Origin of the sequence: Methylobacterium planeticum, from assembly GCF_008806345.1 — a bacterium.
GTDB classification, from domain to species: domain Bacteria; phylum Pseudomonadota; class Alphaproteobacteria; order Rhizobiales; family Beijerinckiaceae; genus Methylobacterium; species Methylobacterium planeticum.
The window spans coordinates 40,365-62,507 of record NZ_VZZJ01000024.1; the positions used below are offsets into that span (position 1 = coordinate 40,365).

Consider the following 22,143-nt stretch of genomic DNA (forward strand, 5'->3'; position numbering starts at 1 on the left):
GAGGGGATCGATCTGCAAATTCCTGAAATGAGGCGCATCGGCGGAACTTATGCTCAAGCGAACACCCACCCTGCATTATCAAGGCGCGCCTGCGCCACACGTGCGGTCGGACGATGCCGGCGGTGTGTTCCATCCCCTCAGCATCTTGCGATTCATGCGCCGGCAGGTGGTCGTGATCGCGATGGTGCTGCTCGCCGCTCTCGGAATTGCGTTGACCTACGTCCTGCTGGCTTCTCCCGTCTATCTCGGGAGGTCGAGCCTCCTGCTCGATACCCGGCGACTGCAAATATTCCAGCAGTCATCGTTCGTGAGCGAAGTCAATTTCGATCAACCGGTCGTCGACAGTCAGATCGAGATCGTGAAATCCGAGGCGGTCGCCCGAAACGTCGTCGAGAACCTCAGACTCGACGACGATCCCGAATTCACCGGCCAAGCCTCCCGTCTTTCCGGATTCATCAAAGACATGTTGCCGCACTGGCTTCTGGTGAGGCTTGCGGAGCGCAACACGCCGAGCGCGACCAACGCCGCGGAAGAGCGGACGCAAACCGCCATCCGGCACCTCCGGGCGAACCTCGTCGTGCAACGCGTCCGATTGACGTATGTCATCGATATCGGGTTCACTTCGCGGGATGCGGCGAAAGCGGTCGCGGTCGCGAATGCGGTCGCCGACGCATTCATCGCCGACCAGACTCAGATCAAGCAGAGCACCACCAAACGGGCAGCAGCTTGGCTGCAGGAGCGGATGATCGAGCTTCGCGAGCAAGCTGTCGCGGCGGATAGAGCCGTCCAGGAATTCAAGACCAAAAACAACATCGTGCAGATCGGCGGGACCTCCCTCGACGAGCAGAAGCTCACGCAGCTGACGACCCAGCTCATCACCGCTCGGGAGCAGACGGCGGAGACCCGCGCGAAGGTCGAGCGCGTGACCGAGATGTTGGCGAGCCGGGCCCCCGATGCGATCCTCTCGGCGACCCTGCAGAACGACGTCATGAACCGTCTGAGGCAGCAGTTCGTCGATCTTTCGCGCCAGGAAGCCTACTACCTGCCACGACTCGGCGCCGATCATGAAGTTCTGGTCAATCTGCACAAGGAGATGCGGCAGATCGAAGAGGCGACGAGAACCGAGTTGAAGCGCATCGCCGAAGGATACCAGAGCGATCTCCGTCTCGCCAAGGCGCGCGAGGAAGCGGCCGAGGTCCGATTGAGCGAGCAGACGAAACATGAAGCCGGCATGAGGCAGGAGCACGGCGCCCTCAAGGTGCTCGAGAGTACGGCGAAATCCTATCAGGCCCTTCACGACACGTTCCTGCAGCGCTTCATGGAGGCGACGCAGCAGCAAAACTTCGCGAGCACGGAGGCCCGCGTGATCACGACGGCCTCGCGCGCCGAGAAGGTCGCGCCCAAACCCACCCTCGTGCTGGCGTTGGCGACCGTGCTCGGATTGGGCGTCGGCTTCGGCCTCGGCTACCTGCGCGAGCGTCTCGAGAGCGTGGTTCGCACGCCGCGCGAACTGGAGGATGCCCTCGGCATCGCGTGCCTCGGAACGCTGCCCGTCATCAAGACCAAACGCATTCGTGCGAGCCGCGCGAAGGCGCTGTCCCCGCCGCTCGAGGAGGGCGGGGACCGGGTTCTCTGTCAGGATCCGGGCGTGACGCGCCAGGTGCTCCTGACGCCGTTCTCCCGGTTCGCCGAAACCATCCGTCGCATCAAGGTCGCCGCCGACACGACCAGCGTGAGCCGAGACGTGCTGGTGCTCGGCGTGGTTTCCGCCGTCTCGCGGGAAGGCAAGACCACGCTGTCGGCCAACCTTGCGCAATTGCTGTCGAATGTCGGAGCCTCGACGTTGCTGATCGACGGCGACCTGCGCAATCCCTCGCTGACCAAGGCTCTGGCACCGACCGCGCAGGCGGGCCTGATCGAAGCGCTTCGCGGCGTCCCGGTCGAAACCCTCCTGTGGCATGACGCGACCACGGGGCTCGACTTCCTCCCCGCCGCACTCGAAACCCCGATCGCTCACACGAGCGATCTGCTCGCGTCTCCCGCGATGGCCAATCTGGTGAAGGCGGCAAGGTCCCGCTACGAGTACATCGTCATCGATTTTCCGCCCCTTGCACCGGTCGTCGACGCGATGGCGGCGAGCCACCTCGTGGATTATTTCGTTCTCGTCGTCGAATGGAGACGCACCTCGACCGATGTCGTGATCGAGGCTCTCGAATCCGCCGAGCCGGTCCAGAGTCGCATCCTCGGCGCCGTCCTCAACAAGGTCGATTCCCGGGCGCTGAAGAAAATCGACGAAAGTACTGAGAGATACTACAGGAAATACGACAATATTTGATTGCATGACCAGCAAGATGCCTGCCGCATGTCGGACTCGAGTGAGTACCACCATCTGGAACTGGAGATCGCGCTGAATCCAGCCGATCAGCGGCATATCCTGCCGCCGGTACGACCGGACCAGCTGCGCATACTCGATATCGGGTGCGGGATGGGGCAGACCCTGCGGGCGCTGCGGCTCGGCATGTCGGCCGAGGGCTGGGGCATCGACGTCGATTTCGAGGCCATCGCGCTCGGCAACAGACTGGCGGCGGAGAATATTCACCTCCTGGTGGGCGCGGGCGAGACTCTCCCGTTTCCGAACGGGTATTTCGATCTCGTCTTCTCACGGGTTGCTCTGCCGTACATGGTCCTACCGACAGCATTTTCGGAGATCGCGCGCGTTCTCCGCACCGGCGGCGAGGTCTGGTGCGTGCTGCACCCGCCGCGGATGCTGCTCGATCGATGCCGCGAGAAATTCTGGAAACTGGATCTGCCAGGGTTGGCCTATTGTGTATTCATTGCATTGAATAGCCTCCTGCTCTACGCCCTCGGCCGACAGATGCGCGTGATGGGCCTGTGCGAGACGGTGCAGACCCCGGGCCGGGTCTGGCGCCTGATGACGGCCGTCGGCCTTCGGAGCATACCGGTCGATCGATCGCCGTTCATGGTCGTGCGAGCGATCAAGATGCAGGGTTCTCCGGGGCCGGCTCCCGGTCGCACGACGTCGACCGGGGACGAGCATCGTCCCGGGGACCCCTGCGGCTAGGCGTGACTGTCCAGCCAGGCTTCGAACATCAGCACGTCCCAGAGGAGGTAATGCCAACGCCGGCGGCCCTGCTTGTGCTCGCTCCACAGGGCACGGATGGGTGCCGGGTCGAGAAAGCCCTCGCGGCGAAGGCGCTCTTCGGACAGCAGGTCCTCCGCCCAGTCCCTCAGGGGGCCGCTGAGCCAGTGTTCGATCGGAACGCCAAATCCCATCTTGGGCCGGTCTATGAGGGCGCGCGGCACGTAACGATCCAAAAGCGACCTCAGGACGCGCTTGCCCACGTTGTCGCGCAACTTCCATTCGGGCGGCAGCCTCCACGATTCCTCGACCACCCGATGGTCCAGGAACGGCACCCGCGCTTCCAGGCTGACCGCCATGCTCGCGCGATCGACCTTCACGAGGATGTCGTCCGGAAGGTAGGTCCGCATGTCGGTGAGCATCATCCGATCGATCATCGTCGCGCCCTGAGCGCAGAAGTCCATGGAGTTCCCGCCCGATTGCTGACGCGTGCCGAGCACGACGGAGTCGGATTCACGCCAGTGCGAGACGAGATTGCGGTAATATTCCTGTTCGGAGGCAACCCGCATCACGTGGGCCAGCTTCGGCAGCCGGTCGGCCAGATGCGCCACCTGCAGCCTCGCGGGCAGCACGCATTCGGCGACTGCCGAGATTGGCTTGGGATACCGCGATATCGCTTCCGCCAGCACCCGGCGTGCGGGCAGAGGCAGCCGGGAGAGCAGCTGCCAAGTGCGCAGCCCGTCGACGTAGCGGGTATAGCCGCCGAACAGCTCGTCGCCGCCATCGCCGGATAAGCTGACCGTGACGTGTTCCCGCGTGAGCTTCGAGAGCAGGAAGGTGGGGATCTGGGACGAGTCGGCGAACGGCTCGTCCCAGATCGCGGGCAATTGAGGCACCAGCGCCAGGGCGTCCGCGGGCGTGACCGTCAGTTCCGTGTGATCGGTGCCGAGATGGGAGGCGACCGCACGGGCATGCTCGGCCTCATTGTAGGCCGTCTCGGCGAACCCGACCGTGAAGGTCCGGACCGGGGAATTGCTCTGCGCCTGCATGAGTGCCGCGATCAAGGTCGAGTCGATCCCCCCGGACAGGAAGGCGCCGAGCGGTACGTCGGCGGCCATGCGGATCCGTACGGAATCCCGTAGGAGGTCGTGCAGCCGATGTTCGATGTCGTCCGGCTGCTCATGGCGAACGGCCAGTCCGGCCCGCGCCGCCGAAGAGATGTCCCAATACGCGACGCTGTTCGGCAGGGGTGCGTAGGGATCCGAGATCTCGACGAAATGCGCCGGGTCAAGTTTGGCGACGCCGCGATAGATCGACCGCGGGGCCGGTACGTAATTGTACTGCAGGAAGCGGGCGACGGACTCGCGGTCGATCTCCGGACGCCAGTCCGGATGGGCTCCGAAGGCCTTCAGTTCCGACCCGAAGAACAGGGTCGAGCCGCAGTGACCGTAGTAGAGCGGCTTCTCGCCCATTCGGTCCCGCGCGAGCGTGAGCGTTCGCGTCGACCGGCGCCAGATCGCCAACGCGAACATCCCGTTCGCGCGCTCGAGGGCACCGCGGATGCCCCACAGGCCGAGCGCGGCCGCGAATGTCTCCGTGTCCGAGTGACCGCGCCAGCGCGGCGCCCGGTCGCCCTGCTCCATCTCGCGGCGGATGTCGAGGTGATTGTAGATTTCCCCGTTGAAGATGACAACGTAATCGCCGCAGGGCGACAACATCGGCTGATCACCGGCGGAAGACAGATCCAGGATCGCGAGGCGCCGATGACCGAGAGCGATGCCCGCGCAGGCATCGGTCCAGCTGCCCGAACCGTCGGGGCCCCGGTGCGCGATCCGAGCGGCCATCCGTTCGACGAGCCCCTTCTCAACCGACCGTCCCCAATATCCGACAATGCCGCACATCACGCGTTACCTCGTTGGGGGATCAACTCGTCGTAGAGCGTGCCATAAGCGCTGACCGCGCGTTCGAGGCTGTAATGGTCGAGGACGCGCGCGCGCGCCGCCTCGCCGCGTCCCTGGCGATCGGCGGCGAGGCTCGCCGCGAGCATCGCGTCCACGAGCGCCACGGGATCTTCGCGGGGAACCATCCAGCCGGTGCCCCCGAGGATCTCGGCCGCATCTCCGACGTCGTTGGCCACCACTGGCACGCCGGCCGCCATCGCCTCGCCGACGCAGTTGGGAAAGGCCTCCGCCCGCGACGAGAGCACGTAGACATCGAACGCGTGCATGACGCGGCTGGCGTCGGGCCTGTCTCCGAGCGCGAGCGTACGGTCGCGCAGGGGAGCGGGAAGGTCGTGGACGAGCATTTCCGTGCCCGGTCCGCACAACACGAGGCGAAGATTCGGCGTGCGCGCCGCGACGGCAGCCGCAGCCGCGATGAGCAGGTCATAGCCCTTGACCCTGTGGTTGCGGGCGACGGCACCGAAGACCAGGTCGCCGTCTGCGAGGCCGAGCCCGCGACGGAGTTCGCGCCGCTCCGCCGGGTCCAGGGGTGTGAACAGCGAGGGCGGGAACCCATTCGGAATCACGGCGCTGCGGCGCCTGGAATATCCGTATGCCTCATGATGTTCGCAGGCGGTCCTGCTGTTGTAGAGAATGGCGGCCGGGTGCGCCGAGAGAAGCGCGTTCATCCGGATGACCCATCTCGTCGCGCGGGGCTGGTCCGACAGATCGTGCAGACTCTGACGGATGCCCCAGATGGTCGGAACCCCCGTGGCCAGCCCGGCGAGTGAGGCGGCTAGATTGCCGTGATACATCCAGCCGTGGACGAGGTTCGGCCGCCACCTGCGGGCTATGCGAGTCAGCTTCAGGGCCGCCCGCGACAGCCCTGCATGGTTCACGATCCTCAGCGTCTCGAGTTCCGCCCCGGCCGCCAGGAGCGCTGCGCCCTGCGTGCCTTCGTCACGCAGCGAGACGATCAGGTGCTGAAACCGCTCCCGGTCGCTCTGCGCGATCAGCCGGACCAGCGCGCGCTCCGCCCCGCCGGTGACCAGGCTGGTGATCACGTGCAGGATGTTCCGCTTCGCGCCGGGACCGATTCTGTTGGCAACGAGCGGCACCGATTCCGAATTCATGACCAGGATCTCAGGTTTGCCGGCCGGCCAGCCACGCGCGACCCGATCGCGACCTGCCAGCGGGAGGCCTCGCCGGGAGCGGTCACGGCGAGCACCAGCACCAGCGCGATGCCCGGCACGTCCAGCATGTTGTGGGAGAAGAAGCTCGCGAACGCGAACAGGAGGACAAGAAGCCGCCCGCTGCCCGTCGCGGCGGACAGGGCCACGGCGAGGAGCGCGCAGTAGATCCCGAAACCGACGAGCCCCATCTCGGCGAGGAACATCGCGTACGCGTTGTGCGTGCTGACCCGAAAGTCCCACTCGAAGGTATATCCGATCCCGCGGCCCAGGATCGGAGCTGAGTAGAACGTCTGCAGTCCGAGCTCGAGGGCCGCTTGCCGCTCCAGAGCGGAGGCATCATCGAGGTTGGCGCCGTAGGCACCGAGCCGGACGACCGTATTGGGATCGAGATACGAAGCCAAGCTGGTTGTCGCCACGAACTCGTAGAGGCCGCCGGTGGCGTAGAGCACGGACAGGAAAGCCAGAACCACGCCGATCGCGCCGACGAAGATGAAGCGGCCGCGACCGCCGCCGAAATGGCCCAACAGAGCCTGCCCGCTCAGGCCGATGATGAGCATCAGCCACGCGCCGCGCGAGAACGTCGCGAACACGCCGGGCGTGACGACCGCCCAGAGCAGGCAATTCCTCCCCACCCGGGATTGCGAGGATGCGACGATCGCCAGAGCGACCAGCATGAAGCCGGCGTCATTGGGATTGAGGTAGAAGCCGGCCCCCCGACCGGGAACGGTCGAGAACGTCGGAACGAAGAAGTCGTATATCGCCAGACCGGATCCGAGCAGAGCCGTGACGAGGCAGGCGAACCGCAGGGACTCGGCCGCACCTCGGCGACGAAACAACGGTACGCACACGACCATGAACGCGACCGGCTTCCACAGCGTGACGAGCCTCTCGATCGTGATCTCACTCTGGCTGGAATAGAGGAACGAGGCCGCGACCCACACCGCGTAGACACCCAGAAGCGCGATGAACCGCGCCTGCCAGCGCGTCAGCACGAACGAGCGCCCGTCGCCGAACGCCAGGTCCGCGAACGCGCAGGCGAACAGAGCCGCGAGGCAGACGACCTGCCCGTAGAGTGGTGGAACCCCATAGACAAAGTCGATGGCTTGGTCGCAGTAACTGGCGAGGTAGGCCAATACGATGCCGACGATCAGATTGATGGGCTGAGTGACGGTCATGCGGCCACGCCTCTCAGGCAGGAGAGCCATTGGTCCGCAATCCGCGCGATGGCGTGCCGCTCGCGCGCCTCGACCGCGGTCGAGGCGGCACCGGGCCAGCTTCCGCCGAGCAACGTGCGGAGTGCCGAGGCGAAGCAGGCCGCGTCGGTATTGCGCGGAGCCAGCACGCCGTTGACGCCTCGGGCGACGAGATGCCGAACGCCCGTCGGGCAATCGATCGCCGCGACCGGCACCCCGCTCGCGACGGCTTCCAGGAGGGCGTTCGGATAGCCTTCGAAGGAGGAGGTGAGCGCGAAGGCCTCGGCCAGCCCGAACCACTCGGCCATATTTCCGATCTGACCCGGCAGCGACACCCGGTCCTCGATCCCGAGCCGTCTCGTATCGGCTTCGAGCATGGCCCGCGACGGGCCTTCGCCGGCGATGACAAGGTGCCAGCCGCGCGCCACGTCCCCCGCGCGAGCGAACGCTTCGAGGAGCAGGTCGAAGCGCTTCTCCGGCGACAATCGGCCGACCGACAGGAGCAGGCGTCTGTCCGCAGGCACGATCGCCGTGGGCGAAACGACCGGCATCGCCGACGGAATGGGCCAGAGCACGGGATTGGGGATCACACACCCGCGGGCAGACGGGAGCTGCTCGGCGAGCCACCGCGCCCCGTCATCGGTTTGCATGACAACGACATCGGCGAAGCGGTAGAGGCCGCGTCGTGCGAACTCGAATGTCGGCGTGAGCGGGCAGGCCGGCGGGTAGGTCCGCTCGCTCACCACCAGCGGGATCGCGAGGCCGATTCGCGCCAGGATGGCCGCGAGGTTCACGTTGCTGAGGAAGGCGATCGCCCCATCGAAGTCGCTGTCGAGCATGATCTGCCGAAGCGCGAGCAGACGCCGGATGCGGCCGCGCTCCACCTCGCCGGGCCCTCCATCAAGCGAACGCACCGTCACCTCGGGGCTGAGCGCGAATGCCGGTTCGACGTAGCGTCCGAAGGTCGTGACCAGCGTAACGAGATGGCCTTCTGCCACCCAGTGGTTGGCGAGCAGCGTCATCACGCGCTCGGCGCCACCGCTGCCCAAGGTGCTCAGGAGCAGGAGAAGTTTCATGGGTGCGCGGCTAGATCGGTGAAAAGCGCTTCCCAGCGCGCCGCAATTGCCGCGATCTCGAACCGTCCGGCCCCCGCGAGCGCGCGAGCGCCCAGGGCCTCGCGTGCCACGGGCCGATCCATCATGGTCCCGAGCGCATCGGTCAGCGCGGCGAAATCGTTCGGCGCGACGAGGATCCCGTCCTCGTCGTGCGTCAGGATCGTGGAGGGACCGGTCGGGCAGTCGAACGCGACGCAGGCTGCACCGGCACAATACGCCTCGAGGAGAGCGTTGGGAAAACCCTCGAAACTCGACGCCAGGACGAACAGGTCGGCGCGCCCGATCCAGGTCTCCACATTGGCTATGCGCCCCAGGAGGTGGATGCGTTCAGCGCAGGCACTGGCCCTGCGGCGGGCCTCGAGCAGGTCACGCTCCTCGCCGTGCCCAAGGATGACCAGATGCCAGTCCGGCCGGGTACGCGCGAGCGCGTCGAAGGTTCGCAGCAGTTCGGCGAACTGCTTCTGCGGCGCCAGCCGTCCGACGGAGAGCAACAGGCGGCTCTGCGGCGGAAGCAGCGATGGCGGCGAAACCTCAGGGCCGGACCGGCCGCCCTCAAGGATTGGATTGTGGATGACCTCGACGCGCCGGGCGAAACTCCGGGTGCGGAGCCAGTCGGCAGCCTGCTCCGTCTGTGCGACCACGGCGTCGAGGCGCGCGTAAGCGAGGGGCCGCGCGGCTCGCCAAAGGGGAGACAAATCCGAGAATGGAGGATAGATCCGCTCGGTACCGATCCGGAGAGCGCTACGAGGCGCGCGCGCCAAAGCGAGCAGGATCGACGGCGTGCTCATCATGCCGACCACGACGTCCGGTCGTCGCGATCGGAGAACCGAGCCGATGGCGGCGATGCGCCGCCGGTTGGCGACCAGGGCCGCGGCGACAGACGACGAGCGCGTGTCCAAGCCCAACGGCTCGATGGAGACCCTGTCATCGACGGCGTAGGCTTGCCCATCGTCTCCGTCAGCGGCACTCAGAAGGACGATCGTCACCTCGTGCCGCGCGTCGACCCAATGGTTCGCCAACGCCACGGTGACACGCTCGGCGCCTCCTCCGGACAGCGAGTATATGATGAACATGATCCGCATGCGTCAGAGCTCGACGGAGGGCCGGGCGTAGACACGCATCAGCAGGTGATCACCGGCCACGCTCAGGGCTGTCGCCACGATCCCGCCCGTGACGCCGCCGGAGGGGCCGCGCGCGGACGCGGCGCCGATCGGGGCGATCGCGGTCGTCCCCGTGAGCCGCGACGGGGCCTCCCGGTGCCCCGTCATCGACAGCAGCGTGCCGATCGGACCGCTGGCCGCGCTCACCCAATAGCCGGTGGAGACGATCACGAGGATGGGTCGGGCCTGACCGTCGGCGTCACCGGACAGGAGAGCCAACAGCCGGCGGCCAGCGGCGGCGAAACAGATCGTGATGGCGAGCGAATTCGTGGTGACCGGCTGCACGGTCCGACAGAGCTGTCGCGGGCGTCCGAATGCACGCTCCCGGGAGAGCCGCGCGATGGGCGGCGAGGTGACATTCGGGAATACGTGAAGTGCGCAGGTGAGCAGAATCGCGCCCGCGGTTCCGATCCGGTCGTGGGCGACGTCCTGTGGGAGCCCGATCATCCCGACGATGACGGCGTCGACCTGCGCATTCAAGAGCAGCGCGGCGTTGGCGATCAGCACGAACGTGGCGCCCGCGAGCAGGATGACGGGCGCGGCAAGGAGCTCGATGCGTTGCGCACGGAAGAGTTCGCGCCTCCCGACCAGGACGGTCGCTGTCGAACGGCTGATCACGACGCACCCTGCCGTGTCGGGAGAGGGATCGGGCCGCTCCGAGCCATGACCGCCGCCGGACTTGGACAGCGGATCGAGATCCCGGAGCGGGCGGCCTCCGGAAGGATCGCTTCCTCCGCGTCTTCGGGTCTGCGATCGGATGCACGCAGCATGGCCTTGTTCCTTCCGTTCGTCGCGAGGCAAGCGGATTTCAGGGTCCCGGGACGGCGGCGCGCCGAACCGGATCACGCGACGCTCGTCCCCTCCAACTCACCCATGGTCTCGAAAGCAGGCGGCAGGTCGTTACAGGAAAGCTCCTGGGCTTTGCGGAAATCGTCGGTGTGCCCGATGTCGAGCCAGAAGCCGTCGTGCTGGAAGGAGAACACCGGCGCCCGGTGAGCGAGGAGCCGCAGGATCAGATCGTCGAAGCCGTAGGGAACTTCGCGGGGAATGTAGCGGATCACGCTCGGCTGCAGACAATAGATGCCCATGCTGACGAAATGCGTGAGGTGCGGTTTCTCTCGAAACCCCTGGATACACGCGTTGGGGAGGCCGTCCAGCACTCCGAAATCGAGCTTCGTCTGCCGCGCAACGGTCGCGATCGTGACGGCCGCTTCCATCCGATGGTGGAAGCCGATCATCCGGGAGAGATTCAGATCCGTCAGGACATCTCCGTTCAGGACGATGAAGGGTTCATCGAGGATGTCGCGCAGGAGCGATAATTGCCCGATCGTGCCGAGCGGTTCGGTCTCCTCCGTGTAGGAGATGCTGATGCCCCAGGCTGAACCGTCGCCGAAAAGCGTCTTGATGAGGCAGCCGAGGTATCCAGTCGTGATGATGACCTCGGAGATGCCGTTCCGACGAAGCCAGCCGATCAGCAGTTCCAGCACCGGACGCGAGCCGACCGGCATCAGCGGCTTCGGGAGGACCATTGCGTACGGCATGAGACGACGAACACGTCCGCCGCACTGGATGATCGCTTTCATAGATCGGCTCCACCCCCGCGGCGGCACACCGGAGGTCTGACAACTGGCAATATAACCCACAGGATCAAATCACCATAATCCCACGGCATGTCACTTAAGGACTAAACCCATTGCCTCAATGTTTCCAGCAAGATTGGGAAAGATCGTCATCCTCAAGTCTAGGGAGACTGAATGACATAAAGTTTCTGTAGCAGTGGATCGTGCTATCGACCCCCTGGCGACGTCCCTCTCCGCAGTCCCATGCGGCATGCCGTCGTTGAGCCGGGATGCGCCGTCATCGAGGGCCCGGAGGGCGCCGGACGACGGTGTGCACGTTCAACGGAGAGGTCCCGACCGAGACCGATCTCGCCTCATTCCGCTTGGGTATCGAAGATGGGCACGACCTTTCGCCCCCCGATCCCGATCCCCGTCGCACGCACATCTCGCCACTGCGCAGGAGATGTCTTGAGCGGTTGGTCGCCGCGGCGGTCGTACACGATGAAAGAGGCGTCGCGGCCGTCGACCAAGTCTATCGCCGCGGGATCCACCGCGAGGCTGACGGATACGCCGCTGACCAATCCCGTGACGCCGGCGGGTGGGCTCTGGGCGAAATGGACGAGGTTGCCCCATCTGAGCTCACCCGAGATCCGCGCGCCGATCCGCACGTCCGATGTGTCGCGCTCGTATCGGTGAACCACGATGCAGCCATCGGATCCTACGCTGTTGGCATCGCCGCGGATCGAGAGGTCGGCGCGGTGGCCTGTCACTCCGTAGCAAAAGTAGGCGCGGCGGCAGTTGGATGCCTGCATCGTGCAATCGACGTCATCTCCGTTCTCTTGGAAACAGGCGCCGTAGTAGCAATCGTTCGCGACGACGTCGGTCAGGCCGATCCTGCTCACTCTGCCTCTGGGATGGGTACCGCTGCAGATGAAGAGGGCAACCGCCGAATCCGCCTTGAGCTTGGTCAGCGCGATCTCGCCCGACGGGCCTGCGCTGCCGTCGACGTAGATCAGCACTGCACCCTGCCAATCGATCCGCGGGCGGAATCCGAAATCTTGAAGTTGCAGGTCCGAGACACGGATGCGATGGGAGTTCTGTATCAGGAAAATCGGCGCAATGCTGGCGACCGTGTCGCAAGAGAGCCGCGCGTTGTTCCCGATGATTGCGACGTCGGTCGCGTAATTCAGCACGAACGGCGGGGCGCCGGCTTCGATCGGCCCAAGCTTGTATGTTCTGTTGGCACCGAAGACGAAATTCCCTCCGCCGCGCTGGTCCCAAGCGGCGAACGCCTTCTGCAGCACCTGACGGTCGGTCATGTATTCACGGCGGAAGCTCTCGACCTCGACGGTGCGCAGAAGCGACGCAGGCGCTTCTGCAGAGCGCGCCGCGAACGGAGCGCTCAGGACGAGCGCACAGACCTCGCGGCGGAGAAACAGGGCGTGGCGCGGCCTCGTCATCTCGGCCCTCTATACAGGCTGTATAGGTATGCGGATTTGCAAATATTCGCACGCCGATTTCGCATTTTGTTTTCGCTATAATCTGGGCGAATTTAACGATTCTCTCCTCGCTGGCAAGCATGGAATCCTCTACACGCGGTAAAGGTCCGCTTCCATACGGTCGCCTTGCTTCCGAGCGCAGTGCGCGTGCATCCCGGACAATCTTCGGCCGTGCCGATGCTGCCGGCGGCTGAATCCGGTCTCCGTACCGGATCGCTCAAGCCGCTCAACGCGTCTCAGCCAATGGCCTGCAGCGCGTCGGTGATCCGACAGAGAGCTGCCCCCCCACTGAATTCCGGAAGGATCCGAGCCTGGGGATCGGCAGCGGCACTGGACCGCCTGCTTCGTTCAGACCAAGGTCACGAGACAGGTCGACCAAGGCAGGCAGACGTGGACGCGCAGGAATTACCTCGCGGAGCGTTTCTAGCAGGATGGTCGACGCGGGAGAGTCGAGAAGGCCTGCGCAGGCTGGGGTGCGGTTTGCCGAGGGGCGGGCGCGGGCCCGGGATATCCGACCGGCGGAATCAACGGAGAACAGGATCGGTGACAAACCTTCGTGCGAAATGGCTTCGTCGACTACGCCCTTCCGAGCGATCCCACTCTGTTCCGGACACGCGCCGGGTCTATGTGATCGGCGATATTCACGGCCGTGCGGACCTACTCGTTCAAGTCCTGAACTCCATCGCGGCGGATCTGACGGATCGACCGATCGAGGAGCCGGTCATCATTCCGCTCGGCGACTATGTCGATCGCGGGCTCGGTAGCCGGACCGTGCTCGACATCCTCACGGCAGGATCATTGCCGGCTCGCTGCATTGCTCTGCGCGGCAACCACGAACGCATGCTGCTCGATTTCCTTGCCGAGCCTGATCGCGGAATCGACTGGATCCGGAACGGGGGCCTCGAAACCCTCCATTCCTACGGGATCGATATCCGCGCCGTCCGTCGCGGACACGGGTACGGCGAGGCCGCGGCGGCTCTGCACGCGAAGCTGCAGCCGCTCCACCTGGGCTTCCTCGAACGCACGCTCGCGGGCTGTGAGATCGGAGACTATTTTTTTTGCCATGCAGGCGTCCGTCCCGGCATACCCCTCAGCGACCAAGAGGAAGATGATCTGCTGTGGATCAGGGAGCCTTTTCTTTCCGCAAAGCACGATTTCGGAAAGATGATCGTGCACGGCCATACGCCGGTCGATCGACCAGCGATCCTTCACAACCGGATCAATATCGATACGGGCGCGTATATCTCGGGAAAACTCACTTGCCTCGTCCTCGAAGGCTCTCGGCAGACGTTCCTCGACACGAGAGCAATTTCCGCTGAAGTTGCTGCTGGCTCGGCGTGAAAGAGGATGGTCGGTTCCCCCATCAACCGACCTGCGTCAGTGGACCGTGGCCTGCGTCCGAGCGGCCAGTTCACGCCGTATAGCCGGCGCTCTCCGCATCCTCGCTGAGCATGCGCTCGATGGTGCGCGGGGGCTCGGCCGTAGGCAGGGGGCATCAGCACCCGCTCGATCAGCTCCTCGCGGCTCAGCTGCCCGAGATCGCTCCGGCTCATCTCGCGAGAAGAATCAGCGAAATCCGCGTCGCGCGACAGAGTGGGCAGTCGCAATTGTTGAATACGATCCGCACGCCTTACAAGTCGAAGTACCAGCGTGCGTAGAAGCGCATCAGCAAATGGTATGCTGCAACACTCAGCGCTGTTGCTACGGAGATGCCGATGACACCAAAATAGAATCCCAATACAAATGCAGCCGCGATATTGACGATGGCTGTCATCCAAGTGATTCGCGATAGCGCCTTCTCATGTCCCGTCATGGAGAGAAGCATGCCGATCGGACCACATGCAGCGTTTAACAGATAACCTGTCGAGATGATGACCAAGATAGGCTGCGCAGCAGCGTAGGATTTACCGAACAACAGAGTCAATATCTCACCGCCGGCCAATGAGAACAAAATAGTTATTACAAGATTGAAAACAAAAGTTATAGCTTGAACAATCCTAAATATCTGCTTCACTCGAATAGAATTTCCATCCGCATGAAACTTCGCGATATAAGGTGACGCGACATTCTGAATTACCTGAAGTGCAAAAGTGCTTACAATCGCGCTTTGAGCGCCAATCCTGTAGAGGGCGACGTCCGCCGAAGTTCCGATGACCCCGACGACGACCGTGTCGATCTGCGCGTTCAACAGCAACGCGATATTGGCGATCAGAAATGGCAATCCCGCTCGTCCGAGCGTCAGCATGCTTGATCGAGAACAACTTCTGTGGGGCGCGCGTGCTTGCGAACCGCGTTTCAGCCATACCGCCGCGCAGAAAACCGCCAAGGCGTTTGCTGCAATCTGGAAAGCAAGAGCATTCTGGGATGTCGGCTGCGCCCAATGCAGGCTCAGAAATGCCGCGCCACCGAGCATGACGACAGGAGCGACGAAGAATTCGGCGAGTTGTGCTCGGAAAAGCTCGCGCTTACCGACGAGCGCAGCAGCCAGGATTCGGGAGAGTGTGCCCAGCGGAAGCAGAATAATCAACAACAGCAAGGAAGCATATTCACCTTCTCCGCCGAAAAGCGCTGAAACGTTCAGTACTAAACCAATTAGTGCAGCGACCAGAAGGCTACTTGCCATCACAAGCAAGACAGCGTCGCGGATGATGGCGCCCTGATCTGTGCTGATAGTATCTTGATCGACGCGAGCGACCTCTCGCACAAGCAGTGTGGGTAAGCCAAGTTCAACGAGTGTTCTAATGGCCAACGCAATTGCGATAACCAAGCTATAGATACCGAATTGTTCTATTCCGAGACACCGGGCAAGCAACGCCGTAGAGACCAACGTGATCACGCGATTAGCGGCCGACAAAATCAACCCAGACATTGAGCCGCTGATGAGGGCCCGTGCCGTGTCGCTCCGGACGACCCACATATGCAGAAGGCCTGCCACGGTCATTGTTGGTTTGCCGATCAAGGTGCGCGCAGTCCGAAATGAGGATATTGCAGCTCATCGCCGAGCGAGGTGGAAGCGTAAGCGAGTCCGAGAGACACGGCAAAGTCCTCTTCTTCGCCAATTACGCCCAACTTCAGGAGTCACCATAGCCCAACGGCATGGCAACAAGGTAGTAACCCAGATTTTCAGCACAGTTCGAGCATCAACGGTTTATCTCAGTCAATGCATCAAAGCCTAAGTATTTATCCGTCACTTCGGGTATTTTTGACTGTCACTTCCACAAGAGGACTCGCTCGGATCCATTCTGAGCGGGGCAAAAGAACCGGCGGTCATTGCCGGGCGCAAGCGGAGACCGCGACCCATCTCGGCGGCCGGCCTCGCTTCCGCGCTCGATCGTCTCGGACGATGCCGAAAGCCGAACGCAAAGACAGACGCATTCTCTTCGAAGCCGTTATCGTGACATCACATGCGTTTGAACAGGTATTCGTCGCAGCCTGAAGCAAGAAGGCCGTGGCGCTTGCCGGAAGCGAGATTTTGACGCACGTGGGCAAAGCCGAGCTTGGAAATGAATGATTGAATTTCCTCTGGAGTGGCTGACTCGTACGGGTATCCACCGAGCCAGTCGTGGATGTCGTGGCCTCGATCCATGCCGCGGGAGTTATATTGCTTGGCTAGCGTGAAGGGGTTGCGTCGTGTAGCCAGAGCGGTGATCGTAAAGTACCAGACATTATAAATCGCCCTGATACAGGCTTGTACGTAACTGGGCGCTCGGGAGTAGAAAGCCTTTTCGATGCGCCAAAAGCCGCACATGGATGTTTTTGCGTAGATTGCGATGGCAAAAAAGCCACCTGGCTTGACGCGCATCGCTGCTTCTCGAATGGCACGCCACATGTCGCCGGTGTGATGGAGCACCCCCCAACTGTACACCACGTCATACTGATCTTCGGTGGATTCGAAAACGCTCATCACTTTGGCGGACCAGGGTACGGCCCCACCCGACAATCTTTCCTCGAGCAACATTCTGGTCGCTGCAATGGAATTTGCATCGATGTCGACTGCCATGATCGACGCAGCGCCCAGTCGAGCAGCAGCTAGAGATGACAGACCTGATCCGCTTCCAATGTCGAGAAACGATTTTCCCGCCAATTCTTCGCGTCTGAGAAGACGTTGCATGTCTGCTTCCGCCGCTGCTATGCGCTGATGGTCAACGAGCTTGACAAAGGACTGCCAATTCTCGCCGAACGCGAAATGCGTCTCAGCCTGGAGCAAGTGACCCATCATTCCCTCGTCAGCGGCCTGCTTCGCAGAACTCCTACACCTGTTGCAGATTAATCAGTTTGAAGGCGCGTGATAGGTGTTCCTTGATTGGGTTTGCCTGCGTACCTAACGCGCATTGAGCGAGCATTCAGGGTGCCTCGGAAGATGTGGCCTGAGTGCTTCGGCGAGATCCCATGACAGCCAAAGCCTGCAGAGCGGCTTGGAGTCGGAACTCCTGCCCGCGACCGCCAATGAGGCTGCTCCGGGATGATTCCGTTGAGAAACTCGGTGGTGGTCATATCGGCGGCAAGCGGGACCGGCAATTGTCCTGTCGCAGGGGCGTTTCAAGCCGGTCAAGCCGGACTCGGCTGCGGGATCGGATGAAGGTGGGAATACCCCCAGGTTGTGGGCGATTGCAGCGAGGTAGAACTCGTCATGGCTCCGCTCGGGTCTCGCAACCGGAGGCGATCCGGCTTCAGGATGCGCTTGACGACGACCATACCGGTGACGACTGCCGCTGCCCGGCGGCCTGGGTGCTGACCAAGATCGCCGCTCTATTCAACGACCGGCGAGCCGACATATCGCGCGAGCAAATTCGACTGCGCGCCATACCCGCTGAAGGCGCGACGCTGCCCGAGACGTACGCCTCCACCGGACCTGGGCTGCGATGCCATTCGCACTTTCGGGCAGCCGCGACTCAGTCATGAGGATCGAGGGGAGGGAGGTCGAGAGCGTTGACCCGGTGGCCGCCGTGGCCTGCCTCTCCGGTCGTCAGATGGCGCTGCGCAAGACGGGCGATGCAGCGATCAGGGTGCTCGCGGACGACCCGCACGCCTCCGCCGTCCTGCTTGCCTACGAGATTCCAGATGCGCACGTCGAGAGGCCATCCGACCATGCAGACTTCGGCACGACCAGGCGGGCTGCCCGGCAGCCCGCTGATCCAGAGCGAGTCCGGCCAGAGGAGCCGGCACAGCGGCAGCTTCGATGCGCGAAAATCTGCCCGATGTGACGCGCGGCTGCCATTGTCCGATCCGCCATCCGCGATCACCCGCGTTCATAAGAACATAAGCCTCGACCCAAGACTTCCAAGATTTTGATGCCTGGGTACAAGTCGGTACAATATACTGCATAAATAACGGCAACCGTACGATTCCGTGCATAAAAACTGTACGCTTTCTAGCAGAATTTCAGCGTTTGCCACATTGTAGCCCGATTCAGGCACTGTATCGGAATGCATAGCTTTGCCGCGACGGAAATTCGTTTCAGGCAGATTTTCCTGAGCTGAGCTTGCGTTAGAACCGGCTTGTGACCGATATCAAGTCCTGAACTTGTTATATATCGGTCATTTAATCTTGAATTAAAACATCACAGTACTGGCGAAAACATCGCTCTGGCGGCGACATGCTTAAACTCGCCCGTTATAAACACATCCAATACACTAGCCATAGCTGTTTCTCGACAATAGATCGTCGATAGAAGGAAATATGATGACGATATACTATGTATCCACAACTGGAACAGATGGTGCATCTGGGGCGATCAACGATCCTTTCGCAACGCTTCAGGCTGCCCATGATCAGGCGAAAGCCGGTGATACGATCTACATGCGTGGAGGTACCTACCAGCTGAAATCAGGCATCCACCTGACGAACGACGGCACCGCAGACAAGCCGATCACCATCGAAAATTATCAGCAGGAAAAAGTCGTCATCAGCGCGGCATCAGTTTCTGGACAGGCCGTTACCCTGGACAGCGCCTCGTACAATCACATCAAGGGCCTGGAAATCGCGGATGGCGGCACAGGCGGCATTCTGCTTTCCGGCTCGTCGAACAGCAACGTGCTCGAGGACCTGGACGTTCACGGGAGCGGATGGGCATCCGAATGGGAGGGAAAAGGCTTCAGCGTGTTCGGCTCGAGCGCGAACAATCTTCTCCTCAACAACGACTCTCATGACAATCACGATCTCAGGGGCGACAACGCGGACGGCTTCCAGATCGCCACGACGGGCGCGGGCAACGTCTTGCAGGGCAATCGCGCCTGGGGCAATTCCGACGACGGCTTCGACTTGTTCAACGTGCAGGACGGGACGAAAGCGGGTGCCGTCACAATCGACGGCAATCTTGCCTGGCACAACGGCTACAGCGCGAGCGGGGAACACACCGGCAATGGAAGCGGGTTCAAGCTCGGCGGCACGCGGCCCGGCGCGGGCGGCGACTCTGGCGGCCACACCGTCTCGAACAACGTAGCATGGGACAATGCTGGCACCGGTTTCGACGAAAACTCAGCGAGCCAGCCCCTGAAGCTGACCAGCAACACGGCTTACGATAACGGCACGAACTATTACTTCGAGCACGGCGGCAATGTCCTGAGCGACAATCTCTCGGCCGGCAGCGGCAATGTTTCGGTGACAGGAACGGAGGACCACAACTCCTGGAACGTCGCCCAGTCTGTCGGCGCCTCTGCCTTCGTGTCTGTCGACGCGAGCGCGATGACCGGCGACCGCGGCCCCGATGGCGCGCTTCCCGCCTCCGACTTCCTTCACGTGATCAGCAGCAGTCCCGTCGCCGGAACCGGGGCGAACATCGGGTCGTCCGGAGCCGGATCGAGCGCCGGCGCGGACGGATCGGGCGATGGGCCGGCCTCCGGGACACCACAGCCGGAACCCGCTCCCATTCCGACGACGCCGGGCCAGCCGACATCAGGGACAGGCGCTGCAGCCGGTTCGGCCAACGGGTCGGGCAACGCAGACGGATCGGGCGATCCGTCAAGCGTCGATCCGGTGACGACCCCGGCAACCGGAACCTCCGGCTCCGACGCGCCGGGCGAGGCCGGGGCAGGCATCCCAGCCCCGGAGGGCTCATCCCCCGGAGCGACGGGGAACGAGGCCACCCCAACCACGCCCGCAGTCGGTCATCACGGAAACGGTCACCACTGGGGATCGCACGGATTCTCGTTCGATCCCAGCGCCCTTGCTCAGGCCGGAAGCACCGCGCAGGCCGCACTCGGCCACTTGATGGATGTCTGGGGCCGGAATCACCAGAGCGGCGAGGGACATGGCCATTGCGGTGGAGCCGCCGCGGCGACTGAGACTGATCTGACGGCGGTCCAGACCGATGCGGGGATTTCCTCCAACAGCCACCACTGGCACCACGAGTCGGGCTGGCACCTCGCCTGATCTGGCCGGAGGCCGAGACGAACCGCACAATCCGCACGCGGGCAGGCGCCAATGGCGCCTGCCCGAAGGCGTTCCGCTCCTGTGTTCGCCCCTGCGATGGCGCGCTTCTCAGCCGCCTTCCAGGGCAGCCGGCCCGCGCTTTCACCGCGCCATTATGCCGGAGTTCTCCTGGGCGCGGGCGATCTCAGCGCGAACAGCGGGTATCATCCGGGCGTCCGGTTGGACGGTGAGCATCTGCAAGTTCCCCGGAAACACAGGGCCCGGCAGAGGTCGTCAAAGCGCCAGGCGCGTTCCTCGATCTCCCACCCTGTCCGATCCCAGCACCGTCCCGACGCCAAACGACCAGTCAGCGGTGGCACGTCGCGGGGGAACGCCGGGCGTGATGGCCGCCAACCTCGACTCGACGCGGGTCCGCGCACGGGCGGCCACTGCGGAACTTCGAGTTGCCGGTGAACTGCCGAAGAAATCCAGGCCCTGGCTTCTCAAGATCAGGAATCGTCAGGGCAGGCCGCCGCGGTGCTTCGGCCTCATCGAGATCGGGAGTTTGCTCGGGGCCGCGTCTCGGACTCCGGACGGGCGCGGATTCTGCTACCGCGATCTCGGGGGCAGAAGGCCAGCCCTGCTCTCGATCGCTTCAATGAGAGGTGCAGCGGGACATCGACGGGTTCGAATGCTCCCGCGTGGGTCCAGATGGCGACGGCCGCCCTCGCGACGCTGTCTTCATCGATCACCGAAATGATACTCGCGATACCAATCGACGAAGGCTCGCACGCCCTCCTCCACGTTCGTGGAGGGGCGATATCCGGTCAGGTCCAGCAGCAGCGACGTGTCGGCGAATGTCTCCGGCACGTCGCCTTTCTGCATTGGCAGATCAATGCAGGTAGCCTTGCGGCCGACGCTCTCCTCGATTGCCCGGAGGAAAGTCATCAGGCCGACCGGCTGGCTGTTACCGATGTTCACGACGCGATACGGAGCAGCCGGGCTGGTTCCGAGCGACGCACGCGAGGACCCGACCGCATCGTGGTCGGGCACACAGGACACTAGGCGCATGATCGATTCGACGAGATCGTCGATGTAGGTGAAGTCCCGACGCATATCGCCGCCGTTGTAGAGGTCGAGCGGCGAGTTCTCGAAGATGGCCTTCGTGAACTTGTAAAGAGCCATGTCCGGTCGGCCCCAAGGGCCATACACGCTGAAGAACCGCACAACGGTGATCGGCTGGCCCCAGAGATGCGCGAAGCAATGTGCAATGTCCTCGACCGCCTTCTTCGTTGCTGCGTAGAGCGTCAGGGCGTGATCGCTTCGATCCGTTTCCGAAAAAGGCATCTTGCGATTGGCACCGTAGACCGAACTCGTCGATGCGAAGATCGCGTGCCGGGCAGGCTTCTCCCGCAGACATTCGAGCAGATTGTAGCTCGCGATGATGTTGGCATCGATGTAGGCACGCGGATTTTCAAGGCTGTACCGGACACCGGCTTGCGCGGCGAGATGGATGACGACGTCGAAAGGCTGCCCGCCGAACAGATCCCTGAGCCGATCAGCATCCGCGAGGTCGAACTCGCAGCGTTCGAAGCCCTCCATCTCGCTCAGCATGTCGTGGCGACGCCGTTTCAGCGCCGGGTCGTAGTAGGTCGTCATGGCATCGACGCCGACCACCTCGGCGCCGTCGCGGAGAAGTCTTCGAGCGACATGGAATCCCACGAAACCCGCGGATCCGGTGACGAGAACACGCATCGACGGCCTCTTCCCTTGGTACAAAAAGCCTTTTGCGTCAGCCTGCGGCTTGCGAGCCGATCGGCTGGAGCCGGTTCCGGCGCAGCGGTCTGCGCACTGACAGACCTCCTGGCGGGGCGTCTCGTTTCGGGCTCTACTGGAGACAGTGCACCACCAAGAAATCGCTCTCCCGCGCGTACCCTTTGCTTAGAAAAGGAATACTGGTCTTGATTGTTCTGTGCTGCAGGCAAACTGCAGCGCGCACACTGTTCTTTGCGCAGAGATCTGTAAACTAACACT

General features: G+C 63.1%; 16 protein-coding genes. 4 read left to right on the plus strand and 12 right to left on the minus strand.

Annotation, left to right across the window (positions count from 1 at the left end; translation table 11 throughout):
* The first annotated feature begins 49 nt into the window (after window positions 1–49).
* Complete coding sequence (locus F6X51_RS21535) at window positions 50–2,335, plus strand: nucleotide-binding protein (protein WP_150965734.1); 2,286 nt, start codon at window positions 50–52, stop codon at window positions 2,333–2,335.
* A gap of 27 nt (window positions 2,336–2,362) precedes the next feature.
* On the plus strand, window positions 2,363–3,082 hold the full coding sequence (locus tag F6X51_RS21540; protein ID WP_150965735.1) for a class I SAM-dependent methyltransferase: 720 nt from the start codon (window positions 2,363–2,365) through the stop codon (window positions 3,080–3,082).
* On the opposite strand, the gene asnB is transcribed toward F6X51_RS21540, so the two are convergent.
* From asnB to F6X51_RS21580, 8 genes are all read right to left on the minus strand, one after another.
* Window positions 3,079–5,001, minus strand: coding sequence for an asparagine synthase (glutamine-hydrolyzing) (asnB, locus tag F6X51_RS21545; protein WP_150965736.1), 1,923 nt, complete (start codon window positions 4,999–5,001; stop codon window positions 3,079–3,081). The two genes, F6X51_RS21540 and asnB, sit on opposite strands and share 4 nt — an antisense overlap.
* Entirely contained in the window at window positions 5,001–6,173 is a 1,173-nt protein-coding gene (locus tag F6X51_RS21550) for a glycosyltransferase (RefSeq protein WP_150965737.1), read from the minus strand. Before F6X51_RS21550 ends, asnB begins: the two co-directional genes overlap by 1 nt.
* Window positions 6,170–7,408 (minus strand): O-antigen ligase family protein, encoded by a 1,239-nt coding sequence (locus tag F6X51_RS21555; RefSeq protein ID WP_191970203.1) that lies wholly within the window; start codon window positions 7,406–7,408, stop codon window positions 6,170–6,172. Before F6X51_RS21555 ends, F6X51_RS21550 begins: the two co-directional genes overlap by 4 nt.
* Window positions 7,405–8,502, minus strand: coding sequence for a glycosyltransferase (locus F6X51_RS21560; RefSeq protein WP_150965739.1), 1,098 nt, complete (start codon window positions 8,500–8,502; stop codon window positions 7,405–7,407). The genes F6X51_RS21555 and F6X51_RS21560 overlap by 4 nt, the downstream gene beginning before the upstream one ends.
* Window positions 8,499–9,623 carry a glycosyltransferase family 4 protein gene (locus F6X51_RS21565; protein WP_150965740.1) on the minus strand — a complete coding sequence of 375 codons (1,125 nt, stop codon included), beginning with the start codon at window positions 9,621–9,623 and terminating at the stop codon, window positions 8,499–8,501. Before F6X51_RS21565 ends, F6X51_RS21560 begins: the two co-directional genes overlap by 4 nt.
* 3 nt (window positions 9,624–9,626) lie before the next feature.
* Complete coding sequence (locus tag F6X51_RS21570; protein ID WP_150965741.1) at window positions 9,627–10,319, minus strand: lipopolysaccharide biosynthesis protein; 693 nt, start codon at window positions 10,317–10,319, stop codon at window positions 9,627–9,629.
* A 224-nt stretch (window positions 10,320–10,543) separates the two neighbouring features.
* The gene (locus tag F6X51_RS21575) at window positions 10,544–11,284 is read right to left on the minus strand and encodes a sugar phosphate nucleotidyltransferase (protein WP_150965742.1); all 741 of its coding nucleotides are present in this window, start codon (window positions 11,282–11,284) and stop codon (window positions 10,544–10,546) included.
* 350 nt (window positions 11,285–11,634) lie between these two features.
* Window positions 11,635–12,720 (minus strand): hypothetical protein, encoded by a 1,086-nt coding sequence (locus F6X51_RS21580; protein ID WP_150965743.1) that lies wholly within the window; start codon window positions 12,718–12,720, stop codon window positions 11,635–11,637.
* A 666-nt stretch (window positions 12,721–13,386) separates the two neighbouring features.
* Between F6X51_RS21580 and F6X51_RS28105 the strand changes: the two genes are divergently transcribed.
* Window positions 13,387–14,100 carry a metallophosphoesterase family protein gene (locus F6X51_RS28105; RefSeq protein WP_191970204.1) on the plus strand — a complete coding sequence of 238 codons (714 nt, stop codon included), beginning with the start codon at window positions 13,387–13,389 and terminating at the stop codon, window positions 14,098–14,100.
* A gap of 289 nt (window positions 14,101–14,389) precedes the next feature.
* Here the strand turns inward: F6X51_RS28105 and F6X51_RS21590 are convergent, their stop codons facing one another.
* From F6X51_RS21590 to F6X51_RS28110, 3 genes are all read right to left on the minus strand, one after another.
* Window positions 14,390–15,718, minus strand: a complete 1,329-nt coding sequence (locus F6X51_RS21590; protein ID WP_150965745.1) for an oligosaccharide flippase family protein — start codon at window positions 15,716–15,718, stop codon at window positions 14,390–14,392.
* A 441-nt stretch (window positions 15,719–16,159) separates the two neighbouring features.
* A complete protein-coding gene (locus tag F6X51_RS21595) occupies window positions 16,160–16,978 on the minus strand; it encodes a class I SAM-dependent methyltransferase (RefSeq protein WP_150965746.1) in 819 nt (272 codons plus the stop codon).
* A 673-nt stretch (window positions 16,979–17,651) separates the two neighbouring features.
* Window positions 17,652–18,002 carry a hypothetical protein gene (locus tag F6X51_RS28110; protein ID WP_191970206.1) on the minus strand — a complete coding sequence of 117 codons (351 nt, stop codon included), beginning with the start codon at window positions 18,000–18,002 and terminating at the stop codon, window positions 17,652–17,654.
* A 439-nt stretch (window positions 18,003–18,441) separates the two neighbouring features.
* On the opposite strand from F6X51_RS28110, the gene F6X51_RS21605 reads away from it, so the two are divergent.
* Window positions 18,442–20,130: a right-handed parallel beta-helix repeat-containing protein gene (locus tag F6X51_RS21605; RefSeq protein WP_191970207.1), complete on the plus strand. Its 1,689-nt coding sequence runs from the start codon at window positions 18,442–18,444 to the stop codon at window positions 20,128–20,130.
* Between the two features lie 720 nt (window positions 20,131–20,850).
* On the opposite strand, the gene F6X51_RS21610 is transcribed toward F6X51_RS21605, so the two are convergent.
* Window positions 20,851–21,864 (minus strand): NAD-dependent epimerase/dehydratase family protein, encoded by a 1,014-nt coding sequence (locus tag F6X51_RS21610; RefSeq protein ID WP_150965749.1) that lies wholly within the window; start codon window positions 21,862–21,864, stop codon window positions 20,851–20,853.
* Window positions 21,865–22,143: the final 279 nt, after the last annotated feature.